We start from the raw sequence: 17,629 nt of genomic DNA on the forward strand, positions 1-17,629 counted from the left end.
AAAGAGTTTCCCTACGCTGTTTTACGCTCATTCCATGAGTCAGAAAAAATGAGATTACCGTCGCAATGTTTCCATGTGATTTTTTCGTAACGGAATTCTATCTGCTCTAAGTGATTTTGATGGAGGGTAGCAGGGTCTTTACAATCGTGCATCACGGGTGCAACTGATACCACGCGGACATTTTCTAACAGCATGTTGAAGTATTCGACCTCCTGTCCTGCATCATTGATGTTGTACCATTTGAGTTCCGCAGATTTAAGGGTCTGACCGGTAGCAACAGCCTTGTACAAATATGTTGAGGAACTATCAAATCCCTTTTCAAGAATAAATGCACCATGAATACGATTGCCTGTTATTTTTCCCGTATTATTATCAGTCGGGGTATATAGCCGATGACTGAATGCAATCACCTCTACGCTACCTTCTCGCCCAACGACATCTACAGACCCTTTAATATGTGCTCCGCCATCATCTTTCAAAAACAAATAAGCTGGAATAGCCATTATAGAACATCCTTTTTCATTTAAAAAACTGTGGTTATTGTAAATCCAATTTAATGAGTTTTAAAACTTTCCAGAAAAAAATAAGCTGCCGCGCGCCAATTAGCAGAGCACCCACTGAACAGAGAGTCGCACAGAAGGGAGAGCTGTTATGAGTGAAGGGTTTTTATTTTTCTGTTCTGAATCACCCGAAATCAATTTCTTAATACCTGGCAGCCGGTTAAATGGCGGCAGAAAAATGCCGCATTTCATCTCTTTCCGTCAGCCGTTCTTTGCTTCACTATGTCGCCGCGTCCATTCATCCGCCACGTCACCCAGGCTTTTGGGTGTGTCATTACGGATCCACGCCATAAAATCCCGATCAAAGGTAAAATCCTCACCGCATTCCTTTTTTAGAAAGCGTCTGACATTTTGGGTGTTCTTATAGCTCTCATTCACGCGAGTCTGACGCGTTAATGGCTCACTGTGCCAGTCAAATACCATGCTTGTCTCCTGCGGGAGTTGCCCCCTCTCAATTCTCGATTACCCTGATAAGCGAACCGTCGATATCAATCATTACGCCCATTTTCATGCCCCATGACTGGGTTTCTGGCAGATGAACGCACGGGCGTGAATGAGGATCTTCGCCAATACCGGCAGCCTTAAAGGCAGCAAACATTTCATCGACATTATCCACACGCAGGCAACAACTGAACCAGCTGGTTTGCGGATCAAGATCGGTATGCAGGAAAAACTCCAGCGTGATGCCGCCGCGAACCATGATAAGCCAGCTGTCATCGACGTAGGTCGTGGTAAAACCCACACTGCCGTAGAATTGTTGGGTGAGTTCGAAGTTACGGGAAGGAAGATTGGGTGTCGCGTGATCGGTCATGGCGGCCTCGGCTAATGACAGGTTTATCAAAGGATAAGCCATGATGCCTCAGGTCGCGCGGGAATTAAACGCTTAAGAGAAACGCGGAATGCCATAAAACAAAAAACCCTTCCCGACCGGGAAGGGAATCAGACACAGCAGACTAACAGGCCCGAATTAAATCTGGGCAAAAGGGTTTATCAGAACTGATAAACCAAACCTACCGCCACAATGTCATCAGTGTTGATGCCAGCGTTGCGGGTAAAGCGGGTGTCATCCATCAGGTTGATTTTGTAATCAACGTAAGTGAGCATGTTTTTGTTGAAGAAGTAAGACGCGCCGACATCAACATATTTGGTCAGGTTCTGGTTGCCATAACCCTGGATGTCTTTGGCGTGAGACTGCACGTATGCCAGGGACGGACGCAGACCGAAATCAAACTGGTACTGTGCAACGGCTTCGAAGTTCTGCGCTTTGTCTGCATAACCGTAAGCGGTGCTGCCTGCTTTACCGAAACGGTTGGCGTTGTAGCTCTGGGTGTACATCGCTGCCAGGTAAACGTTGTTGGCATCGTATTTCAGGCCGCCGCTGTAAGCCGTTGCTTTATCGCCGTCACCGAGGATCGCCGGGTTGTTACGGCCATTTTGTTCGTTGGTACGGTCTGACGCCATCATTGCTGCAGCAGCACTGAAGCCTTCGCCCAGATCATAGGTCACGGACATGCCGTAGCCGTCGCCGTTTTGTGCCAGTACGTCACGGCCATTGTTGGTTTCAGTCGCGCTGCCGTTTTTACCCTGATATTGCACTGCAACATCCAGGCCATCGACCAGGCCGAAGAAGTTCTGGTTACGGTAAGTCAGCACACCGTTCGCACGCTGGAACATGAAGTTGTCTGCGCCATAGGTATCGCCACCGAATTCTGGCAGAACGTCAGTCCATGCTGCGACGTCATACATCACACCGTAGTTGCGGCCATAATCCAGTGAACCAAACTCGGCGAATTTCAGACCCGCGAAGCCGACACGTGTGTAGTTATTAGCATCTTCACTTTCTGCTTTGTTCAGTGCAGCCTGATATTCCCACTGGCCGTAACCGGTCAGTTCGTTGTTAATTTGTGTCTCACCACGCAGACCAAAACGCATATAAGACTGGTCACCGTCTGAGCCATTATCGCTGGAGAAATAGTGCAGGCCATCAATTTTTCCGTAGAGGTCAAGTTTGTTGCCGTCTTTATTATAAATCTCTGCAGCGCCTGCAGTGCCGGCCATCATCAGAGCGGGAACAACCAGAGAAAGTACGCGTAATTTCATCATCAATATCCTTGATTAATTTATAAACTATAATTTTTGCCATCGGGCAGTATTAATTACTCGCTACTGTGAAGCTTTATATCTTCTTCAGGTCCTGAGCAGATGGACGTCAAATTAAACGAGGATAAGTTCCGTTGCAACCAGAAAATATTTGAAATAAATTCCGTTTAGGAATGATTTAAAAAGATAACGACTGGCCTCAATGTTATTAACATCGGCTGTTATATGAGTGGATAATTTATATAAGACTTTTCCAAAGCACTCATTAAAACACTTTATTATCAATAAGATACAACAAAATAAGCCCCTCTTTTTTATTATTACATTTTGCAAACACCTGGCGGAATAAATGCTAATTATCTTAATCAGATTATTATTTCCTGCCACAAGTATTGTCAGGCAACTTATTAGAAGTGTAAGTTTTTGTATAGATCCGGGGCTGACCTTAACGTTATTATTGCGATTCAAACTAAAATAATTTACCAAAATGAATACAGTGATCTGGTGAAATAATCATTATTCACTTTCAACGCCAGGGTTACGGAATTAAAAAAACCACCTTGCCGGTGGTTTTTTAGACTCTTTCTGCCCTGTCAGAGATTACATAATACGAACGAGGTGCTTATCTTTGCCCCCTAAACGTCCGTCAGTCTGATTCCATTCTTTTTCATACGCCTGATAGGCAAATACAAAAGCCTGATGTCCGTCTTCAAAATTCTGATCGGGACGTTTGTGCCAGCCAGAATAAGCGTCGTAGCGTAAAATTTCATACACGCCTTCCACCGGACGAATAAGGTAGGTGTAATGCTCACAAAACTCCGGCGCATAGGGAATATCTTCCCCTGCTTCCAGAGTGATGAACAGACCGCCGAGACGTAACTTAATCATTGATTTCCTTTTTCATGATCCACAACCGGGTGGTTTGCGTGGCGGTCACATAGGTATTCTCCGTCACCTGATGCATCCCCTGACGCTGATAAAACCCGATGGCGGGCAGATTGCTTTGCAATACATCCAGCCACAATACCGGCTGCCGGTGCGCTCTGGCAGCGGCTTCTGCCGCGGCAAAAAGCTGGCTACCGAGTCCCCGTGAACGGCTGTCCGGGGTGAAATAGAGTTTGCAGAGTTTCGCTCCCCGGCCTTCTGCCCGATCCAGCGGCTGATCGAAATGCAGTTTCGCAAAACCTGCAACGACGCCCTTTTCCATCGCCATAAGCCAGCAGTGGCCGGGGTCGTCTAAACTGCCCAGCATCTCTTCATCGCCAAAATCCTGCGCCAGAAAGGCTTCCAGCTCGTCGCTATTGTGCCACAAACTGCCGAAATAGTGGCGGTACGTCTCCCTGCCCAGCGTCTGCAGGGTGATCAAATCCTCAATACCCGCCTGGCGGATCTCCATCAGGTTACTCTCCCTTATCTGCTTGTCTGTATGCGGTTCACGTCAAAATTGACGGGCAATAAGGCGTATTTTTATAGGAGTCATTCCCATGACGCAAAACATTTACGTTGGTCAGGGTTTCCGGCCTGCTTAAGGTTTCATTAAGTTCCCGCTCATAGAATCACCGGCATCGGGAAACTATACGGCACGTCAATGAGTTTGATATTCAGACGATCCCCCCTATATCTTCACGGCAGCATAAACTATCGTGGAACCCACTTTTAGATGTGTTGTCAGTGATTTACTGGCACATTTTTAGGGCTTTTTTGGCCTTTTTTTGATGAGGGTATGTTTATGGAGCAGTTGAACCATCTGCTTTTTTTATGGATTAACGCCACGCCGGCTTCGCCGGAAGCACTGATTAAACTGGCAATATTTCTGGCGGATGATCTGATTATGATCGTCCCTCTGTTGATTATAGGTTTGTGGCTGTGGGGGCATCGCGAGCAAATCGGTCAGCAACGTGAGCTGGTCAGCAAAACCGCCATTGCGCTGTTGTTCGCCATGGCGACGGCCAAGGCGCTGTCTGAACTCTTCCCGCACGCGCGCCCGTTTGTGGAAGGGTTTGGCTATAACTTCCTGCATCACTCTCCTGACGACTCTTTCCCGAGCGATCACGGGACGGCGATCTTCACCTTCGCGCTGGCCTTCCTGTTCTGGCATCGTCTCTGGTCCGGCGCGTTGCTGATGGTCACGGCGGTAAGCATCGCCTGGTCACGGGTGTATCTGGGCGTGCACTGGCCGCTGGATATGCTCGGTGGATTCCTGGTCGGCATGCTCGGCTGCCTGTTCTCACAGCTGGTCTGGAATCTGTTCGGCGAGCAGATTAACGCGCTGATGTGTAAAATTTACCGTTTCGGCTTTGCCTTCCCGATCCGCAAAGGCTGGGTACGCGGCTGACAGACAAATCCTGTTCGACGGACAAAAAAAAGCGAGGCCACATGAGCCTCGCTTTTTTATTGCGCTACGGTCATTACTTACCGAAAACGCTGCTGTACAGTCCGCTGATTTTCATCATCACGAAGTCCCAGATGCGGCTGAAGAAACCGCCTTCTTTCACTTCCTGCAAGGCAACCAGCGGGTGCTGATCGATGACTTTTCCGTCCAGACTGAAATCAACCGTACCGACCACCTGGTTTTTCGCCAGCGGCGCTTCGAGCTGAGGCGTGGTCAGGTGGAAGCTGGCTTTCAGGTTTTTCAGCTGGCCCTTCGGCATGGTCAGTGACGCGTTTTCCGCGACGCCCAACGGCACCATTTTTTCATCACCGAACCAGACGCGCTGGCTGGTAAAGGCATCACCGGCTTTGATCGGCGTCAGCGTTTCATAAAAGCGGAAACCCCAGGTCAGCAGGCTTTCACTTTCATTGAAGCGGATACGGTCGCTCGGCGCGCCCATCACCACGGCAATCAGGCGCATCCCGTTAGCGTCACTCGCCGAAGACACCAGATTATAGCCCGCGCCGGAGGTGTAACCGGTTTTGATACCGTCCACGTTCAGGTTGGTGCTCCACAGCAGGCGGTTACGGTTAATCTGCTTGATGTGATTGAAGGTGAACTCTTTTTCTTTATGCAGCGCATATTCTTCCGGCGTATCCCGGATCAGCGCCTGCGAGAGCAGCGCCATGTCGGTGGCCGACGTGTATTGCCCGTCAGCATCCAGCCCGTGCACCGTTTTGAAATGGGTATTTTGCAGTTTCAGCTGCTCAGCGTACCGGTTCATCAGGTTAACGAAGGAATCCTGACTGCCCGCCACGTAATCCGCCAGCGCGATGCTTGCATCGTTACCGGACTGGATCACAATGCCTTTATTCAGTTCTGAAACCGGCACGCGGTCGCCCGGTTTCAGGAACATCAGGGAAGAGCCGCGCAGCACCGGATTACCGGTCGCCCAGGCATCGTTACCGACAGAAACCAGATCGTCTGATTTGATTTTTCCGGATTTAATCGCCTGCCCGACCACATAACTGACCATGATTTTACTCAGGCTTGCCGGGTCGAGACGTGCGTCAGGATTAGACTGTGCGAGGATCTTCCCGCTGTTGTAATCCATCAGCACCCAGGATTTTGCATTGACCTGAGGGGCTACCGGGGCGGTGTCCGCCTGAGCGGCGGGAAGCGCCAGCAGCATTACTCCACCGCCCAGCGCGTAAATGAAAGTCCGTTTGAATTGGGAAGAAATTGTCATAGGTATCAGGGCTTTTGTCCGGGTAACTGAAATTTATCTTATCTTTCAATCAGATTGTGCAAGTCTGCAGGTGTAAAAACTACTGCTTTCCGGGGCTGGAATAAACCTAAATAGTGTAAAGATCTTAAGATTAGTTGAGATTTCCGGCACGCGCCTCTCCGTTTCTGGCCGGTTCAGGCGCCTCCCGGCATGCGCTGGCACATTATCTGAAACTATTGATAAACCAACTAATATATAAAATATCTATAACTATAAACGCCTTACTGCCAACAGGGCGCCAGGGTTTTGCGCGCTGCCTCGCAAATCAGACATTAAAATCACGAATAAACGCCTCGCTCTCACGTGCCACTTCATCCCGGATAAAATCGATAAACTGACCCACAGCGGCAGAGTGTTTTTTCCCTGCCGGCGTTTGCAGCTGCAATGTCCGCTGGCTGAGTTGTTCGATGTTGACGGATTTAACCCGCAGGTTGTCGCGCCGGGCTTTATACATGATGGAAAAATGGCTGCACGCCACGATCGCGCCCGGCGTTTGCACCATAAAATCGTACAGCGTCGAAAACCGGTTACAGCTGACCGCAGGCTCAAGGAAAATGCCGCTCATCCGGCAGGACAGATCAAACAGCTGGCGGATGGTGCTGCCCTGCTCATTCATGGCCAGCGGATAAGGATGCAGATCGGTCAGTTTCAGGTCGCCTCCGGCCAGCGGGTGGTTCTGGCGCATCACCATGCGCACCGGTGCGGGAAAGGACGCCATGATATCCACGCCGCGCTCCGCCACCAGGCTGAACTGTAATGCCAGATCCACGTCACCGCTATGGATCATCTCCGAGACGTCCCCCGCCGTTCCCACATTCAGATAAAACATCACGCCCGGATTAATAACGCGAAAACGTGAAAAAAGCTGCGGCAGCAAATCAAACGCCAGACCGTCGGTACAGGCCATGCGGATCACCGTGCGCCGCACCGCATTCAGCCCCTGAATTTCGGCAATGGCGTGTTCCATATCCATCATGCTTTTGCGCACATGGTTTTCCAGGATCTGGCCGGCGTCGTTAAGCACCATTCCGCGCGCGTGCCGCTCAAACAGCGGCGCACCGATCCGCTCCTCAAGGCGCTGGATCTGGCGGCTGATGGCCGACACCGCCACAAAAAGTTGTTTGCTGGCGCCACTCAGCGAACCGGTATTGGCGACGGCGAGAAAATAACGGATCTCAGCGCTTTGCATGGTGGAGTTGCCTCATAAGTGTGCAGACGAGCATTACAATAAAAGCAACGCTAACTTGCAATTATTATTATTGTGGCAACGCTTACGCAGCGCTTAGAGTGAAACTGCTAAAAAAACCAACAATAAGATCACAAACACACAATAAGCAGGTTCCTCATGACAGCGGAAAATATCGTTGAACAGGCGTTAGCCTGGTTTGATCAGGGTGAATACCAGCGCATTCTGGCGCGCAGAGTGGCGATAGCCACGGAAAGCCAGAGTAATCAGCGGGATGATGAACTGGCCCGTTACCTCGATGAAGAGATTAAACCGGCGTTATCTGCGATGGGCTTCACGCTGCTCAGCGTTGATAATCCTCACGCCGCCAACCGGCCTTTTCTTATCGCAACCCGTATTGAAGACAGCGCGCTGCCCACCGTCCTCAGCTACGGTCATGGCGATGTGGTGTTCGGAGACGATGAAAACTGGCGCAGCGATCTTTCGCCCTGGGCACTGAAAGAAGAAGGCGACCGCTGGTACGGGCGCGGCACAGCGGATAACAAAGGCCAGCACAGCATTAATATCGCGGCGCTGGAGCAAATCTTCAAAGCACGCGGCGGGCGTCTGGGCTTTAACTGCAAGCTGCTGTTCGAAATGGGCGAAGAAATCAGTTCGCCGGGTCTGGCAGAACTTTGCCGCAACTATAAAGAACAGCTGAGCGCAGATATTTTCCTCGCCTCTGACGGGCCGCGTCTCAACGCCGTCCGTCCGACCCTGTTCCTCGGCTCACGCGGCGCCGTCAATTTCCGTCTGACCGTCAATGCGCGCGACAACGCCTATCACTCCGGCAACTGGGGCGGCCTGCTGACCAATCCGGGAACGCAGCTGGCCAACGCGCTGGCGTGTCTGGTGAACCAGCACGGTCAGCTACAGGTCGCGGAGCTGAAACCGCCTGCGGTCAGCGAAGCCATTCGCGACATCCTCAGCGACGTTGAGGCCGGTGGCGGCGAAAACGATCCGCAGATCGACCCTGACTGGGGCGAAGAAGGGCTGACGCCTACTGAACGCCTTTACGCGTGGAATCAGCTGGAAGTGTTGTCATTCCTGACCGGCAATCCACAGCGCCCGATGAATGCCATTCCCGGCCATGCCACTGCGGTGTGTCAGCTGCGCTTTGTGGTCGGTACCGACTGGCAGCATCTGGCGGAACACGTTCGTGCGCATCTGGACGCCAGGGGTTTTCCACAGGTCGAGGTGGAATTCATGCGCGGCTCCCCGGCAACGCGCTTTGATCCGACTGACCCGCTGGTGGACTGGGCGCTGGATATCATGCAGCAGACAACCGGCAAAAAACCGGCGCTGTTACCGAATCTGGGCGGCTCGCTGCCTAACGATGTGTTCGCCGATATCCTCGGCCTGCCGACCTTGTGGGTACCGCACTCCTATCCGGCCTGCGGGCAGCACGGCGTCAACGAACACATGCTGATTTCGGTTGCCCGTGAAGGGCTGGCGATCATGACCCACCTGTTATGGGATCTGGGCGAAAGGGGCACAGCCCTGCTCAGTCAACATCACGCACATCACAGCGCGCAAGCCGGAGTTGTTCAATGAGCCAGATTACTGCATCTTCAACCCCGCTTAAGGGAACGGCAGAAAAGCCGAACCTGATGAAAACGTTGTTTGCCACCTGTATCGGCAATGCGCTGGAGTGGTTCGATATCGCGATTTACGGCTTCTTCGCCAGCTATATCGCCCACGCCTATTTTCCGACCTCAGATCCGACCGTCTCGCTGCTGCTGACCTTTGGCAGTTTCGGCGTTTCCTTCCTGATCCGCCCGCTGGGTGCAATTGTGCTGGGGGCTTACGCCGATAAACACGGGCGAAAAGCATCGTTACTGATGTCCATCAGCCTGATGATGATCGGCGGTCTGATCATTGTGGTCACGCCGTCTTACGGCACCATCGGCATGGCGGCACCGCTGCTGATCCTGGCCGCACGCCTGATTCAGGGCTTCTCTGCAGGCGGTGAGTTCGGCAGCTCCACGGCATTTCTGGTGGAACACTTCCCCGAGCGTAAAGCCTTCATCGCCAGCTGGCAGTTTGCCACCCAGGGCGCGAGTACGTTACTGGCGTCGGCGTTTGGCCTGGGATTGTCTGCCATCCTGACCGAAACTCAGTTGCAGGACTGGGGATGGCGTATTCCGTTTATCTTCGGCCTGCTGATTGGACCGGTCGGGTTGTACATCCGCCGTCACATCAAAGAGTCGGAAAGCTTCCGCACTGCCGAGAAATCCGCGTCTCCGCTGAAAGAGATCGTCCGGGCGCAGAAAGGCCTGTTTTTCATCGCCATCGGGCTGATGGTCGTGTCAACGGCCATTAACTACATGCTGAACTATGTGCCGACGTATGCCACTAAAACGCTGCATCTACCCGCGTCGGCCGGGTTTACCGCGACGCTGTCTGCCGGGATAATTCTGACGGTGGTGACGCCGCTGATGGGATTATGGGCTGAAAAAGTGGGGCGTCTGCCGCTGATGTGGGGCTCACTGGTGCTGTTGCTGATCACCATTTACCCGGCATTCTGGCTGATGCTGGAATACACTTCCGCGCTGTCACTGCTGTTGCTTATCAGCTGGCTGGCGCTGCTGAAATCGGTGTATTTCTCCGCCGTTCCGTCGATGATGGCGGATCTGTTCCCGATCACCACCCGCGCAAGCGGTATGGCTATCAGCTACAACGTTGCCGTGACCGTGTTTGGTGGCTTCGCTCCGTTCATCTGTACGCTGCTGATTTCCGCCACCGGCAGCAGCCTGGCACCGGGTTATTACCTGATGGTCGTCGCACTGCTCAGTGTCATTTCCCTGTTTAAAGCGCAGAAGTTACAACGCTAATCTGCCCTTCCCGCACTCAGCGGCGGCTACACCCTGTCGCTGAGTGTTACTTTTTTCCCTTCGCATAATTCTTCGCCGTGGCCTATAGTTCTAGCCAGTCATCATCAAAAAAAGTCCGTATTTTCATATTGAAAACAAGGGGTTCTGAATGATTACCGTATGGGGACGTGAAAACTCGACCAACGTCAAAAAAGTGCTGTGGATGCTGGATGAACTGGAGCTGGCGTATAACATCGTCAACGCGGGCGGCGCGTTTGGCAAGAATACTGACCCGGCTTATCTCGCTTTAAACCCAAATGGTCTGGTGCCCTGCTTTCAGGAAGATGATTTTGTCTTGTGGGAATCGAATGCCATTCTTCGCTACCTTGCCGAATGTTCCGGCAAACCGGAATTCTGGCCTGCCGATGCGCGGCATCGCGCCAGTATCGACAAATGGCTGGACTGGGCGAGCAGTTCGCTGATCGCCCCTTATCGTCAGGTCTATCAGACGCTGGTGCGCATTCCGGAACCGGAGCGCGATATGGCGCTGGTTGCCTCGGGCATGAAGGTGTTTGAGAAATACTGGGCAATTGCCGATGCCGTACTGGCAAAGCAAAAATGGCTCTCCGGCGAAACGTTCGGGATCGGAGATATCCCGCTGGGGATTTATGCGTATTCCTGGTACTCGCTGAACATTGAGCGTCAGTCGCATCCGAACGTTGAGCGCTGGTATCAGCAACTGACGCAGCGCCCGGCCTTTATCAAACGCGTGATGATCCCGCTGAGTTAAGGCCGTTTCTTCGGGTTACCGGCGGATCATCCGATCCGCCTTTTTCATGTTAAGCACCCGGCGCAATCTTCAGTAATTTGCCGTCACTCTCATCCGTCAGCACATACACGAAGCCATCCGGCCCGGTCTGCACTTCCCGGATGCGTTCTTTTCGGTCTGTCAGCAACCGCTCTTCACCGGTGACTTTATCGCCGTCAACGGTCAGACGTATCAGAGATTCCCCCGCCAGCGCGCCGATAAACAGCGAATGTTTCCACTGCGGGAAACGGTCTGCGTTATAAAACGCCATCCCGCTCAGCGCAGGAGAGACTTCCCAGTAATAAATCGGATCAACGGCACCGTCGATCCGGGTGCCTTTCGCTTCCGGAATAGGCTGCCCGGAATAATTGATGCCAAACGTCGCCAGCGGCCAGCCATAGTTTTTACCGGGCTGCGGCAGATTCACTTCGTCCCCGCCACGCGGGCCATGCTCAGATTCCCATAAGGCGCCGGTCCACGGATTGACGGCCAGACTCTGCGGATTACGGTTGCCATAAGTCCAGATCTCCGGCCTGGCATTCTTATCGTTAACAAACGGGTTGTCCTGCGGCACGCCCCCTTCCGGGGTCAGACGCAAAATCTTGCCCTGCAACTGGCTGAGATGCTGGGCGTTAATTCGCTGATTGTTGTCGCCGGTAGACATGAAGATATTGCCCTTCGCATCGAAGGCAATCCGTCCGCCGAGATTGATGCCGCTGCTGAGCGCAGGCTGCTGGACGAAGATCACTTTAAAGTCGTCGAGACTTTTGTTGTCAGACGACAACGTGCCATATCCCAGCGCCGCATGGGGTTCGCCCTTCTCGCCGGGCTGAGTGAAGGTCAGATAGACACGCCGGTTTTTGGCAAAGTCAGGAGATAAGCGCACGTCCCATAACCCGGCCTGCCCGCTGACCCACACGCGCGGCACACCCTTGAGCGGGGCCGACATTGCGCCGTCAGGCTGCCACAGGCGCATCTGCCCGCTGCGCTCGGTGATCAGCGCGCCCTGATTATCGGGCAGAAAAGCCAGCGACCACGGGTGATCCAGTCCGCTGGCAAGTTCAGTGACTTCTGCGCGCGCAGACGCCGGTGAGATGGGGGCTTTCGGTGCCGCGTTAACGTGGGTGGCCAGCAGGGCCAGTGCGAAAACGGGCAGTAAGGTGTCGCGGAAAGGATAAGTCATCAGGCTTCCTCCGGGGGCATCTTTCAGGTGTGTGCTTTTAGTCTAGGCCATGTCTCTGATTTTGCTCAAAGACTGCCCTCCTCCTATAACTAACAGGAATAACGCCGCGATGAAATATAATAACAACAAAGCATTCCCTCCTTCTTAACATATCGGTAGACTGCTCCGACAGAATAGACGTCTGGACAGACAGACTTCTGTACATCCTCATTCCGGAACGCCCATTTGGCGCGCCGAAACTATCCCAGGGTCATGCTGACATCGCTGCGATCATCTGCCGCACCGACGGAGTTGTTAAATAATGAAAAAAATATCCGCCTCTTTACTGGCACTGAGCCTGTTCTCCGCCCTCCCGGCATTCGCTGCGAATGCCACGCCCGCCCCTGTTCCGGCGGCGATTGCACAACATAATGGCCCGGTGCGTATCGCCATTGTGCGTAACCTCGGTTCTGACGATAACACCACCCAGTTTCTGGCCGGTGCCATCAAACAAGGCCGCGCGCTCGGCTTCAAGGTCGATACTTTTCTGAGTAACGGCGACGACGCCAAATTCCAGGATTTCGTCAATCAGGCCATCAGCCAGAAATATGACGGCATCATTCTCTCGCAGGGGCGCGGCCCGTATTCCGAGGCGCTGGTCAAGCGTATCGCGGCGGCGGGTATTGCCGTTTCGGCATTTGATACCGAAGTACCGGAAAATATTCCCGGCGTCACGGTAACCCGTCAGGACGACGCGTCCCTGGCGAAAGCCTCCGTCGGCCAGTTGGTGAAAGATTTCAACGGCAAAGCCAACATCGTCAAACTGTGGGTGGCCGGTTTCCCGCCGATGGAACGCCGTCAGAAAACCTATGAAGCGATTCTGAAAGAAAATCCGGGGATTCATCAGCTGGAATCTATCGGCGCCGTGTCCTCAGACGTACAAGGCGACACCGCCAACAAAGTCGGTGCCATTTTAGCGAAATACCCGAAAGGCCAGATTGACGCCATCTGGGGTGCGTGGGATGCATTCAGCCAGGGTGCCTATAAAGCGCTGAAAGAAAATGGCCGTACTGAAATCAAACTCTACAGTATTGATGTCTCGAATCAGGACCTGCAACTGATGCGCGAAAAAGGCAGCCCGTGGCAGATGACCGCTGCGGTGGATACGCAGCTGATTGGCGCGGTGAACCTGCGCATCGTGGCGCTGAAAATTGCCGGTGAGAAAACGCCAGCCACCTATGAATTCCCGGCGCAGACCATTGCGCAGTCTCTGCTGCTGAGCCAGCCTGACGGCATCAACGTGACCGGATTGAGCAAAATTATTCCAGGCTGGGGAAAATCAGAAGATTTTACCGCGCCGTGGTTTGCCACGCTGGAAGCAAAGTACAAAAAATAACCCTCTGAAACCTCCCGAAACGGGAGGTTTTTTCACCCATTCTCCGCTCAACTTTCCGCCTTTTGCCCCCTGCGATCACAGAAATAAAGAAACATAATTTCAGAAGCAAAAATCTCAATAGCCCTTGCCCCGCCAACCGTTAAAACCTTACTCTCCCTTTTCATATGGACGTTGAAGCAATGAGTACAGAAATCCTTTCAGTCAAGGAAAAGATTGGTTATGGATTAGGCGATGCTGCCAGTCATATCATTTTTGATAATGTCATGTTGTACATGATGTTTTTCTACACCGATATTTTCGGGATCCCGGCCGGTTATGTCGGCACCATGTTCCTGCTGGCACGCGCACTGGATGCGATCTCTGACCCCTGCATGGGATTACTGGCCGACCGTACCCGCACCCGCTGGGGTAAATTCCGCCCATACGTGCTGTTTGGCGCAATCCCGTTTGGCATCGTCTGCGTGTTTACGTACACCACGCCAGAACTGAGCATGACCGGAAAAATGATTTACGCGGCCATCACTTACACGCTGCTGACCCTGATGTACACCGTGGTCAATATCCCGTATTGCGCACTGGGCGGGGTGATCACCAACAATCCTGAACAACGCATCTCGCTGCAATCCTACCGCTTTGTACTGGCTACCGCAGGCGGCATGCTGAGTACCGTACTGATGATGCCGCTGGTGAATTACATCGGTGGGGAAAATCAGGCCGTGGGGTATCAGGGCGGCATCGCCGTGCTGGCGATTGTGGCGGCAGTGATGCTGGCAATCTGCTTTGCCACCACGAAAGAACGTATCGTTCCGGGTAAACCTACCGGCACCATGCGCGAAGATTTGCGTGATATCTGGCACAACGACCAGTGGCGTATTGTCGGCCTGCTGACCATTTTGAACATCATGGCGGTTGCCGTGCGCGGCGGGGCAATGATGTATTACGTGACCTACATTCTGGGCAATCCGGTGCTGTTCGCCTGGTTCCTTGGCGTTTACTCCGTCGGCAACCTGTTCGGCAGCGCGCTGGCAAAACCGCTTACCGACTGGAAATGCAAAGTGAGCGTCTTCTGGTGGACCAATGCCATTCTGGCCGTTCTCAGCCTGTGCATGTTCTTCCTGCCGGTTAACGGCAGCGTCCTGATGTTTATCTTCATCTTTGTTATCGGCGTTTTGCATCAACTCGTGACGCCAATTCAATGGGTTATGATGTCCGACACCGTTGATTACGGTGAATGGAACGATGGCAAACGCCTGACCGGCATCAGCTTCGCAGGCACCCTGTTCGTCCTGAAATTGGGCCTGGCACTGGCCGGTGCCATGATCGGCTGGATGCTGGCGGGCTCTGGTTATCAGTCCGGCGCTGCCATCCAAAACAGCGCCACCATGACCAGCATTGTCGCGCTGTTCACGCTGGTTCCGGCAATCTGCTACCTGCTGAGCGCCATCATCTGTAAACGCTATTACATACTGCGCACCCCGCTGTTACGTCGCATCATCGACGAAGTCGCGCAGGGCATCCGCCGCAATCAGCAAGAATTTATGAAATGAATTGGAAGCAGTGTAAAAGGAGGGTTTTACCTTGAAAATTAGTGACGGTAACTGGTTAATCCAGGACGGACTCACACTCACGCACCCGTTACAGGTGTTTGAAGTGCAGAGAACGGGTAACGAGATGGTGATTTACGCCGCGCCGAAAGACGCGTCTGAACGCGCCAGCCAGCTTGATTCGCCAATGTTTACGCTGCGATTTTTCTCGCCGCAGACCGGCGTGATTGGCGTGCGCATCACTCACTTTGACGGCGAAGCAGACAAAGGCCCGCACTATCCGCTGATTCAGTCGGATACGCCGGAATTGCGCTTTGAAGACAACGACGAGTTTGCCGCGTTACACAGCGGTTCGTTGTCGGTGCGAGTGACCAAAGGCAACAACTGGACGCTGGATTTCCTGCGCAATGGCCGTCGTATTACCGGCAGCGTGGCAAAATCTAACGGTTACGTTCAGGACGGCAACAGCCAGAAAACCTACATGATGGAGCGGCTGGATCTCGGCGTCGGCGAAACTGTGTACGGGTTGGGCGAGCGCTTCACCGCGCTGGTCAAAAATGGTCAAACTGTTGAAACCTGGAACCGCGATGGAGGCACCAGCACTGAGCAATCCTACAAAAACATTCCGTTTTATCTGACCAACCGTGGCTACGGCGTGTTAGTGAATCATCCGGAATGTGTGTCTTTTGAAGTCGGTTCAGAAAAAGTCTCTAAAGTTCAGTTCAGCGTGGAAGGCGAATACCTGGAATATTTCGTCATCGACGGCCCGACGCCGAAAAACGTTCTCGACCGTTATACCCGTCTGACCGGACGCCCTGCACTGCCGCCAGCCTGGTCGTTCGGTCTGTGGCTGACCACGTCATTTACCACCAACTATGATGAAGCCACGGTTAACAGCTTCATCGACGGCATGGCCGAGCGTGAACTGCCTCTGCATGTCTTCCACTTCGACTGCTTCTGGATGAAAGCCTTCCAGTGGTGTGATTTCGAATGGGATCCTCAAACCTTCCCTGACCCGCAGGGCATGTTGCAACGCCTTAAGGCGCGCGGGCTGAAAATCTGCGTGTGGATTAACCCGTACATCGGCCAGAAATCCCCGCTGTTCCAAGAAGGCAAAGAGAAAGGTTATCTGCTGAAACGTCCTGATGGCCGCGTCTGGCAATGGGACAAATGGCAAGCCGGCATGGGCATTGTCGATTTCACCAATCCGCAGGCCTGTGAATGGTACGCCGGGCACCTGAAACGCCTGGTGGATATGGGCGTCGATTGCTTCAAAACCGATTTCGGCGAACGTATCCCGACAGACGTCGTCTGGCATGACGGCTGCGATCCGCAGAAAATGCACAACCACTATGCGTTTGTGTACAACAAACTGGTGTACGAAACCCTGCAGGAAAAACTCGGCGAATCCGAAGCCGTGTTGTTTGCACGCTCCGCTTCTGTCGGCGCGCAGCAATTCCCGGTGCACTGGGGCGGCGACTGCTACGCCACCTACGAATCAATGGCGGAAAGCCTGCGCGGAGGTCTGTCGATCGGCCTGTCCGGTTTTGGTTTCTGGAGTCATGACATCGGCGGTTTCGAAAACACCGCGCCGGCGCATATCTACAAACGCTGGTGCGCGTTCGGATTACTGTCGAGCCACAGCCGCCTGCACGGCAGCAAATCCTATCGGGTACCCTGGGTCTACGATGATGAAGCCTGCGATGTGGTACGTCAGTTCACGCAGCTCAAATGCCGCCTGATGCCGTATCTCTACCCTGCGTCAGCGCAGGCCGCCAGCCAGGGTACGCCGGTTATGCGCGCCATGATGCTGGAGTTCCCGGACGATCCGGCGTGTGACTATCTGGACAGGCAATACATGCTGGGCGATAACGTTCTGGTTGCGCCGGTCTTCAGCGAAGAAGGCGATGTGGATTTCTATCTTCCGCAAGGCCGCTGGACGCACCTGCTGAACAACGACGTCGCGGAAGGTTCGCGCTGGCATCGTCAGCAGCATGGTTTCGACAGTTTGCCGCTGTATGTGCGTCCCAACACGCTGCTTGCGCTGGGGAGCAATGATCAGAAACCGGATTACGATTACAGCGAGAAGCCGCAATTCCATCTGTTCGAGCTGGAAGACGGTGTGATTGCTGAAAGTCAGATTACGGATCTGCAAGGGAATGTGGTCTTTACCCTGAAAGTTCAGCGTACGGGCAACACGCTGACGCTGAACAGCGAAGGTAAGGCCACTGACTGGACGCTGTGCCTGCGCAATATTCATCAGGTAGAACACTGCGATCTCGCCACCGCCTCTGACACCGCGCAAGGGATGATGATCACCCCTGAACACGGCAACCCCCAGTTCGTGATTACGCTATAAAAC

16 protein-coding genes are annotated in these 17,629 nt (G+C 53.2%); 7 read left to right on the forward strand and 9 right to left on the reverse strand.

Annotated features, from left to right (window positions below; translation table 11 throughout):
- Positions 1 to 11: 11 nt before the first annotated feature.
- From ACQZQY_RS17425 to ACQZQY_RS17450, 6 genes are all read right to left on the reverse strand, one after another.
- A complete protein-coding gene (locus ACQZQY_RS17425) occupies positions 12 to 503 on the reverse strand; it encodes an Hcp family type VI secretion system effector (RefSeq protein WP_431296093.1) in 492 nt (163 codons plus the stop codon).
- A 258-nt stretch (positions 504 to 761) separates the two neighbouring features.
- Positions 762 to 983 (reverse strand): DUF6434 domain-containing protein, encoded by a 222-nt coding sequence (locus ACQZQY_RS17430; RefSeq protein ID WP_056769797.1) that lies wholly within the window; start codon positions 981 to 983, stop codon positions 762 to 764.
- A gap of 28 nt (positions 984 to 1,011) precedes the next feature.
- Positions 1,012 to 1,413, reverse strand: a complete 402-nt coding sequence (locus tag ACQZQY_RS17435) for a bleomycin resistance protein (protein ID WP_421670715.1) — start codon at positions 1,411 to 1,413, stop codon at positions 1,012 to 1,014.
- A gap of 137 nt (positions 1,414 to 1,550) precedes the next feature.
- Positions 1,551 to 2,660: a porin OmpC gene (gene ompC, locus ACQZQY_RS17440; protein ID WP_122095019.1), complete on the reverse strand. Its 1,110-nt coding sequence runs from the start codon at positions 2,658 to 2,660 to the stop codon at positions 1,551 to 1,553.
- 600 nt (positions 2,661 to 3,260) lie between these two features.
- Positions 3,261 to 3,548, reverse strand: coding sequence for a hypothetical protein (locus ACQZQY_RS17445; RefSeq protein ID WP_056769791.1), 288 nt, complete (start codon positions 3,546 to 3,548; stop codon positions 3,261 to 3,263).
- Positions 3,541 to 4,056 carry a GNAT family N-acetyltransferase gene (locus tag ACQZQY_RS17450; protein WP_431296094.1) on the reverse strand — a complete coding sequence of 172 codons (516 nt, stop codon included), beginning with the start codon at positions 4,054 to 4,056 and terminating at the stop codon, positions 3,541 to 3,543. The genes ACQZQY_RS17445 and ACQZQY_RS17450 overlap by 8 nt, the downstream gene beginning before the upstream one ends.
- A 333-nt stretch (positions 4,057 to 4,389) precedes the next feature.
- On the opposite strand from ACQZQY_RS17450, the gene ybjG reads away from it, so the two are divergent.
- Positions 4,390 to 4,995 (forward strand): undecaprenyl-diphosphate phosphatase, encoded by a 606-nt coding sequence (gene ybjG, locus ACQZQY_RS17455; RefSeq protein WP_431296095.1) that lies wholly within the window; start codon positions 4,390 to 4,392, stop codon positions 4,993 to 4,995.
- A 73-nt stretch (positions 4,996 to 5,068) separates the two neighbouring features.
- Here the strand turns inward: ybjG and ACQZQY_RS17460 are convergent, their stop codons facing one another.
- Together ACQZQY_RS17460 and ACQZQY_RS17465 are read right to left on the reverse strand one after the other, a co-directional pair.
- Positions 5,069 to 6,280, reverse strand: a complete 1,212-nt coding sequence (locus tag ACQZQY_RS17460; protein ID WP_056769787.1) for a serine hydrolase — start codon at positions 6,278 to 6,280, stop codon at positions 5,069 to 5,071.
- A 304-nt stretch (positions 6,281 to 6,584) separates the two neighbouring features.
- A complete protein-coding gene (locus ACQZQY_RS17465; RefSeq protein WP_431296096.1) occupies positions 6,585 to 7,508 on the reverse strand; it encodes a LysR family transcriptional regulator in 924 nt (307 codons plus the stop codon).
- 156 nt (positions 7,509 to 7,664) lie between these two features.
- Here ACQZQY_RS17465 and ACQZQY_RS17470 point away from each other — a divergent pair, with 156 nt between their 5' ends.
- From ACQZQY_RS17470 to ACQZQY_RS17480, 3 genes are all read left to right on the forward strand, one after another.
- Positions 7,665 to 9,098 carry a M20 family metallopeptidase gene (locus ACQZQY_RS17470; RefSeq protein WP_431296097.1) on the forward strand — a complete coding sequence of 478 codons (1,434 nt, stop codon included), beginning with the start codon at positions 7,665 to 7,667 and terminating at the stop codon, positions 9,096 to 9,098.
- The gene (locus tag ACQZQY_RS17475; protein WP_217203892.1) at positions 9,095 to 10,378 is read left to right on the forward strand and encodes an MFS transporter; all 1,284 of its coding nucleotides are present in this window, start codon (positions 9,095 to 9,097) and stop codon (positions 10,376 to 10,378) included. The genes ACQZQY_RS17470 and ACQZQY_RS17475 overlap by 4 nt, the downstream gene beginning before the upstream one ends.
- Positions 10,379 to 10,526: 148 nt before the next feature.
- Positions 10,527 to 11,147, forward strand: a complete 621-nt coding sequence (locus ACQZQY_RS17480) for a glutathione S-transferase family protein (RefSeq protein ID WP_217203893.1) — start codon at positions 10,527 to 10,529, stop codon at positions 11,145 to 11,147.
- Between the two features lie 49 nt (positions 11,148 to 11,196).
- Here the strand turns inward: ACQZQY_RS17480 and ACQZQY_RS17485 are convergent, their stop codons facing one another.
- Positions 11,197 to 12,348, reverse strand: coding sequence for a PQQ-dependent sugar dehydrogenase (locus tag ACQZQY_RS17485; protein WP_431296098.1), 1,152 nt, complete (start codon positions 12,346 to 12,348; stop codon positions 11,197 to 11,199).
- Between the two features lie 301 nt (positions 12,349 to 12,649).
- Here ACQZQY_RS17485 and ACQZQY_RS17490 point away from each other — a divergent pair, with 301 nt between their 5' ends.
- From ACQZQY_RS17490 to yicI, 3 genes are all read left to right on the forward strand, one after another.
- Positions 12,650 to 13,723, forward strand: a complete 1,074-nt coding sequence (locus ACQZQY_RS17490) for a sugar ABC transporter substrate-binding protein (protein ID WP_431296099.1) — start codon at positions 12,650 to 12,652, stop codon at positions 13,721 to 13,723.
- Positions 13,724 to 13,902: 179 nt separating this feature from the next.
- Positions 13,903 to 15,270, forward strand: a complete 1,368-nt coding sequence (locus tag ACQZQY_RS17495) for a glycoside-pentoside-hexuronide family transporter (RefSeq protein WP_431296100.1) — start codon at positions 13,903 to 13,905, stop codon at positions 15,268 to 15,270.
- A gap of 31 nt (positions 15,271 to 15,301) precedes the next feature.
- Positions 15,302 to 17,626: an alpha-xylosidase gene (gene yicI, locus ACQZQY_RS17500; protein WP_431296101.1), complete on the forward strand. Its 2,325-nt coding sequence runs from the start codon at positions 15,302 to 15,304 to the stop codon at positions 17,624 to 17,626.
- Positions 17,627 to 17,629: the final 3 nt, after the last annotated feature.

The sequence above is a fragment of the Rahnella sp. PAMC25559 genome (assembly GCF_050632365.1).
GTDB lineage: Bacteria > Pseudomonadota > Gammaproteobacteria > Enterobacterales > Enterobacteriaceae > Rahnella > Rahnella rivi.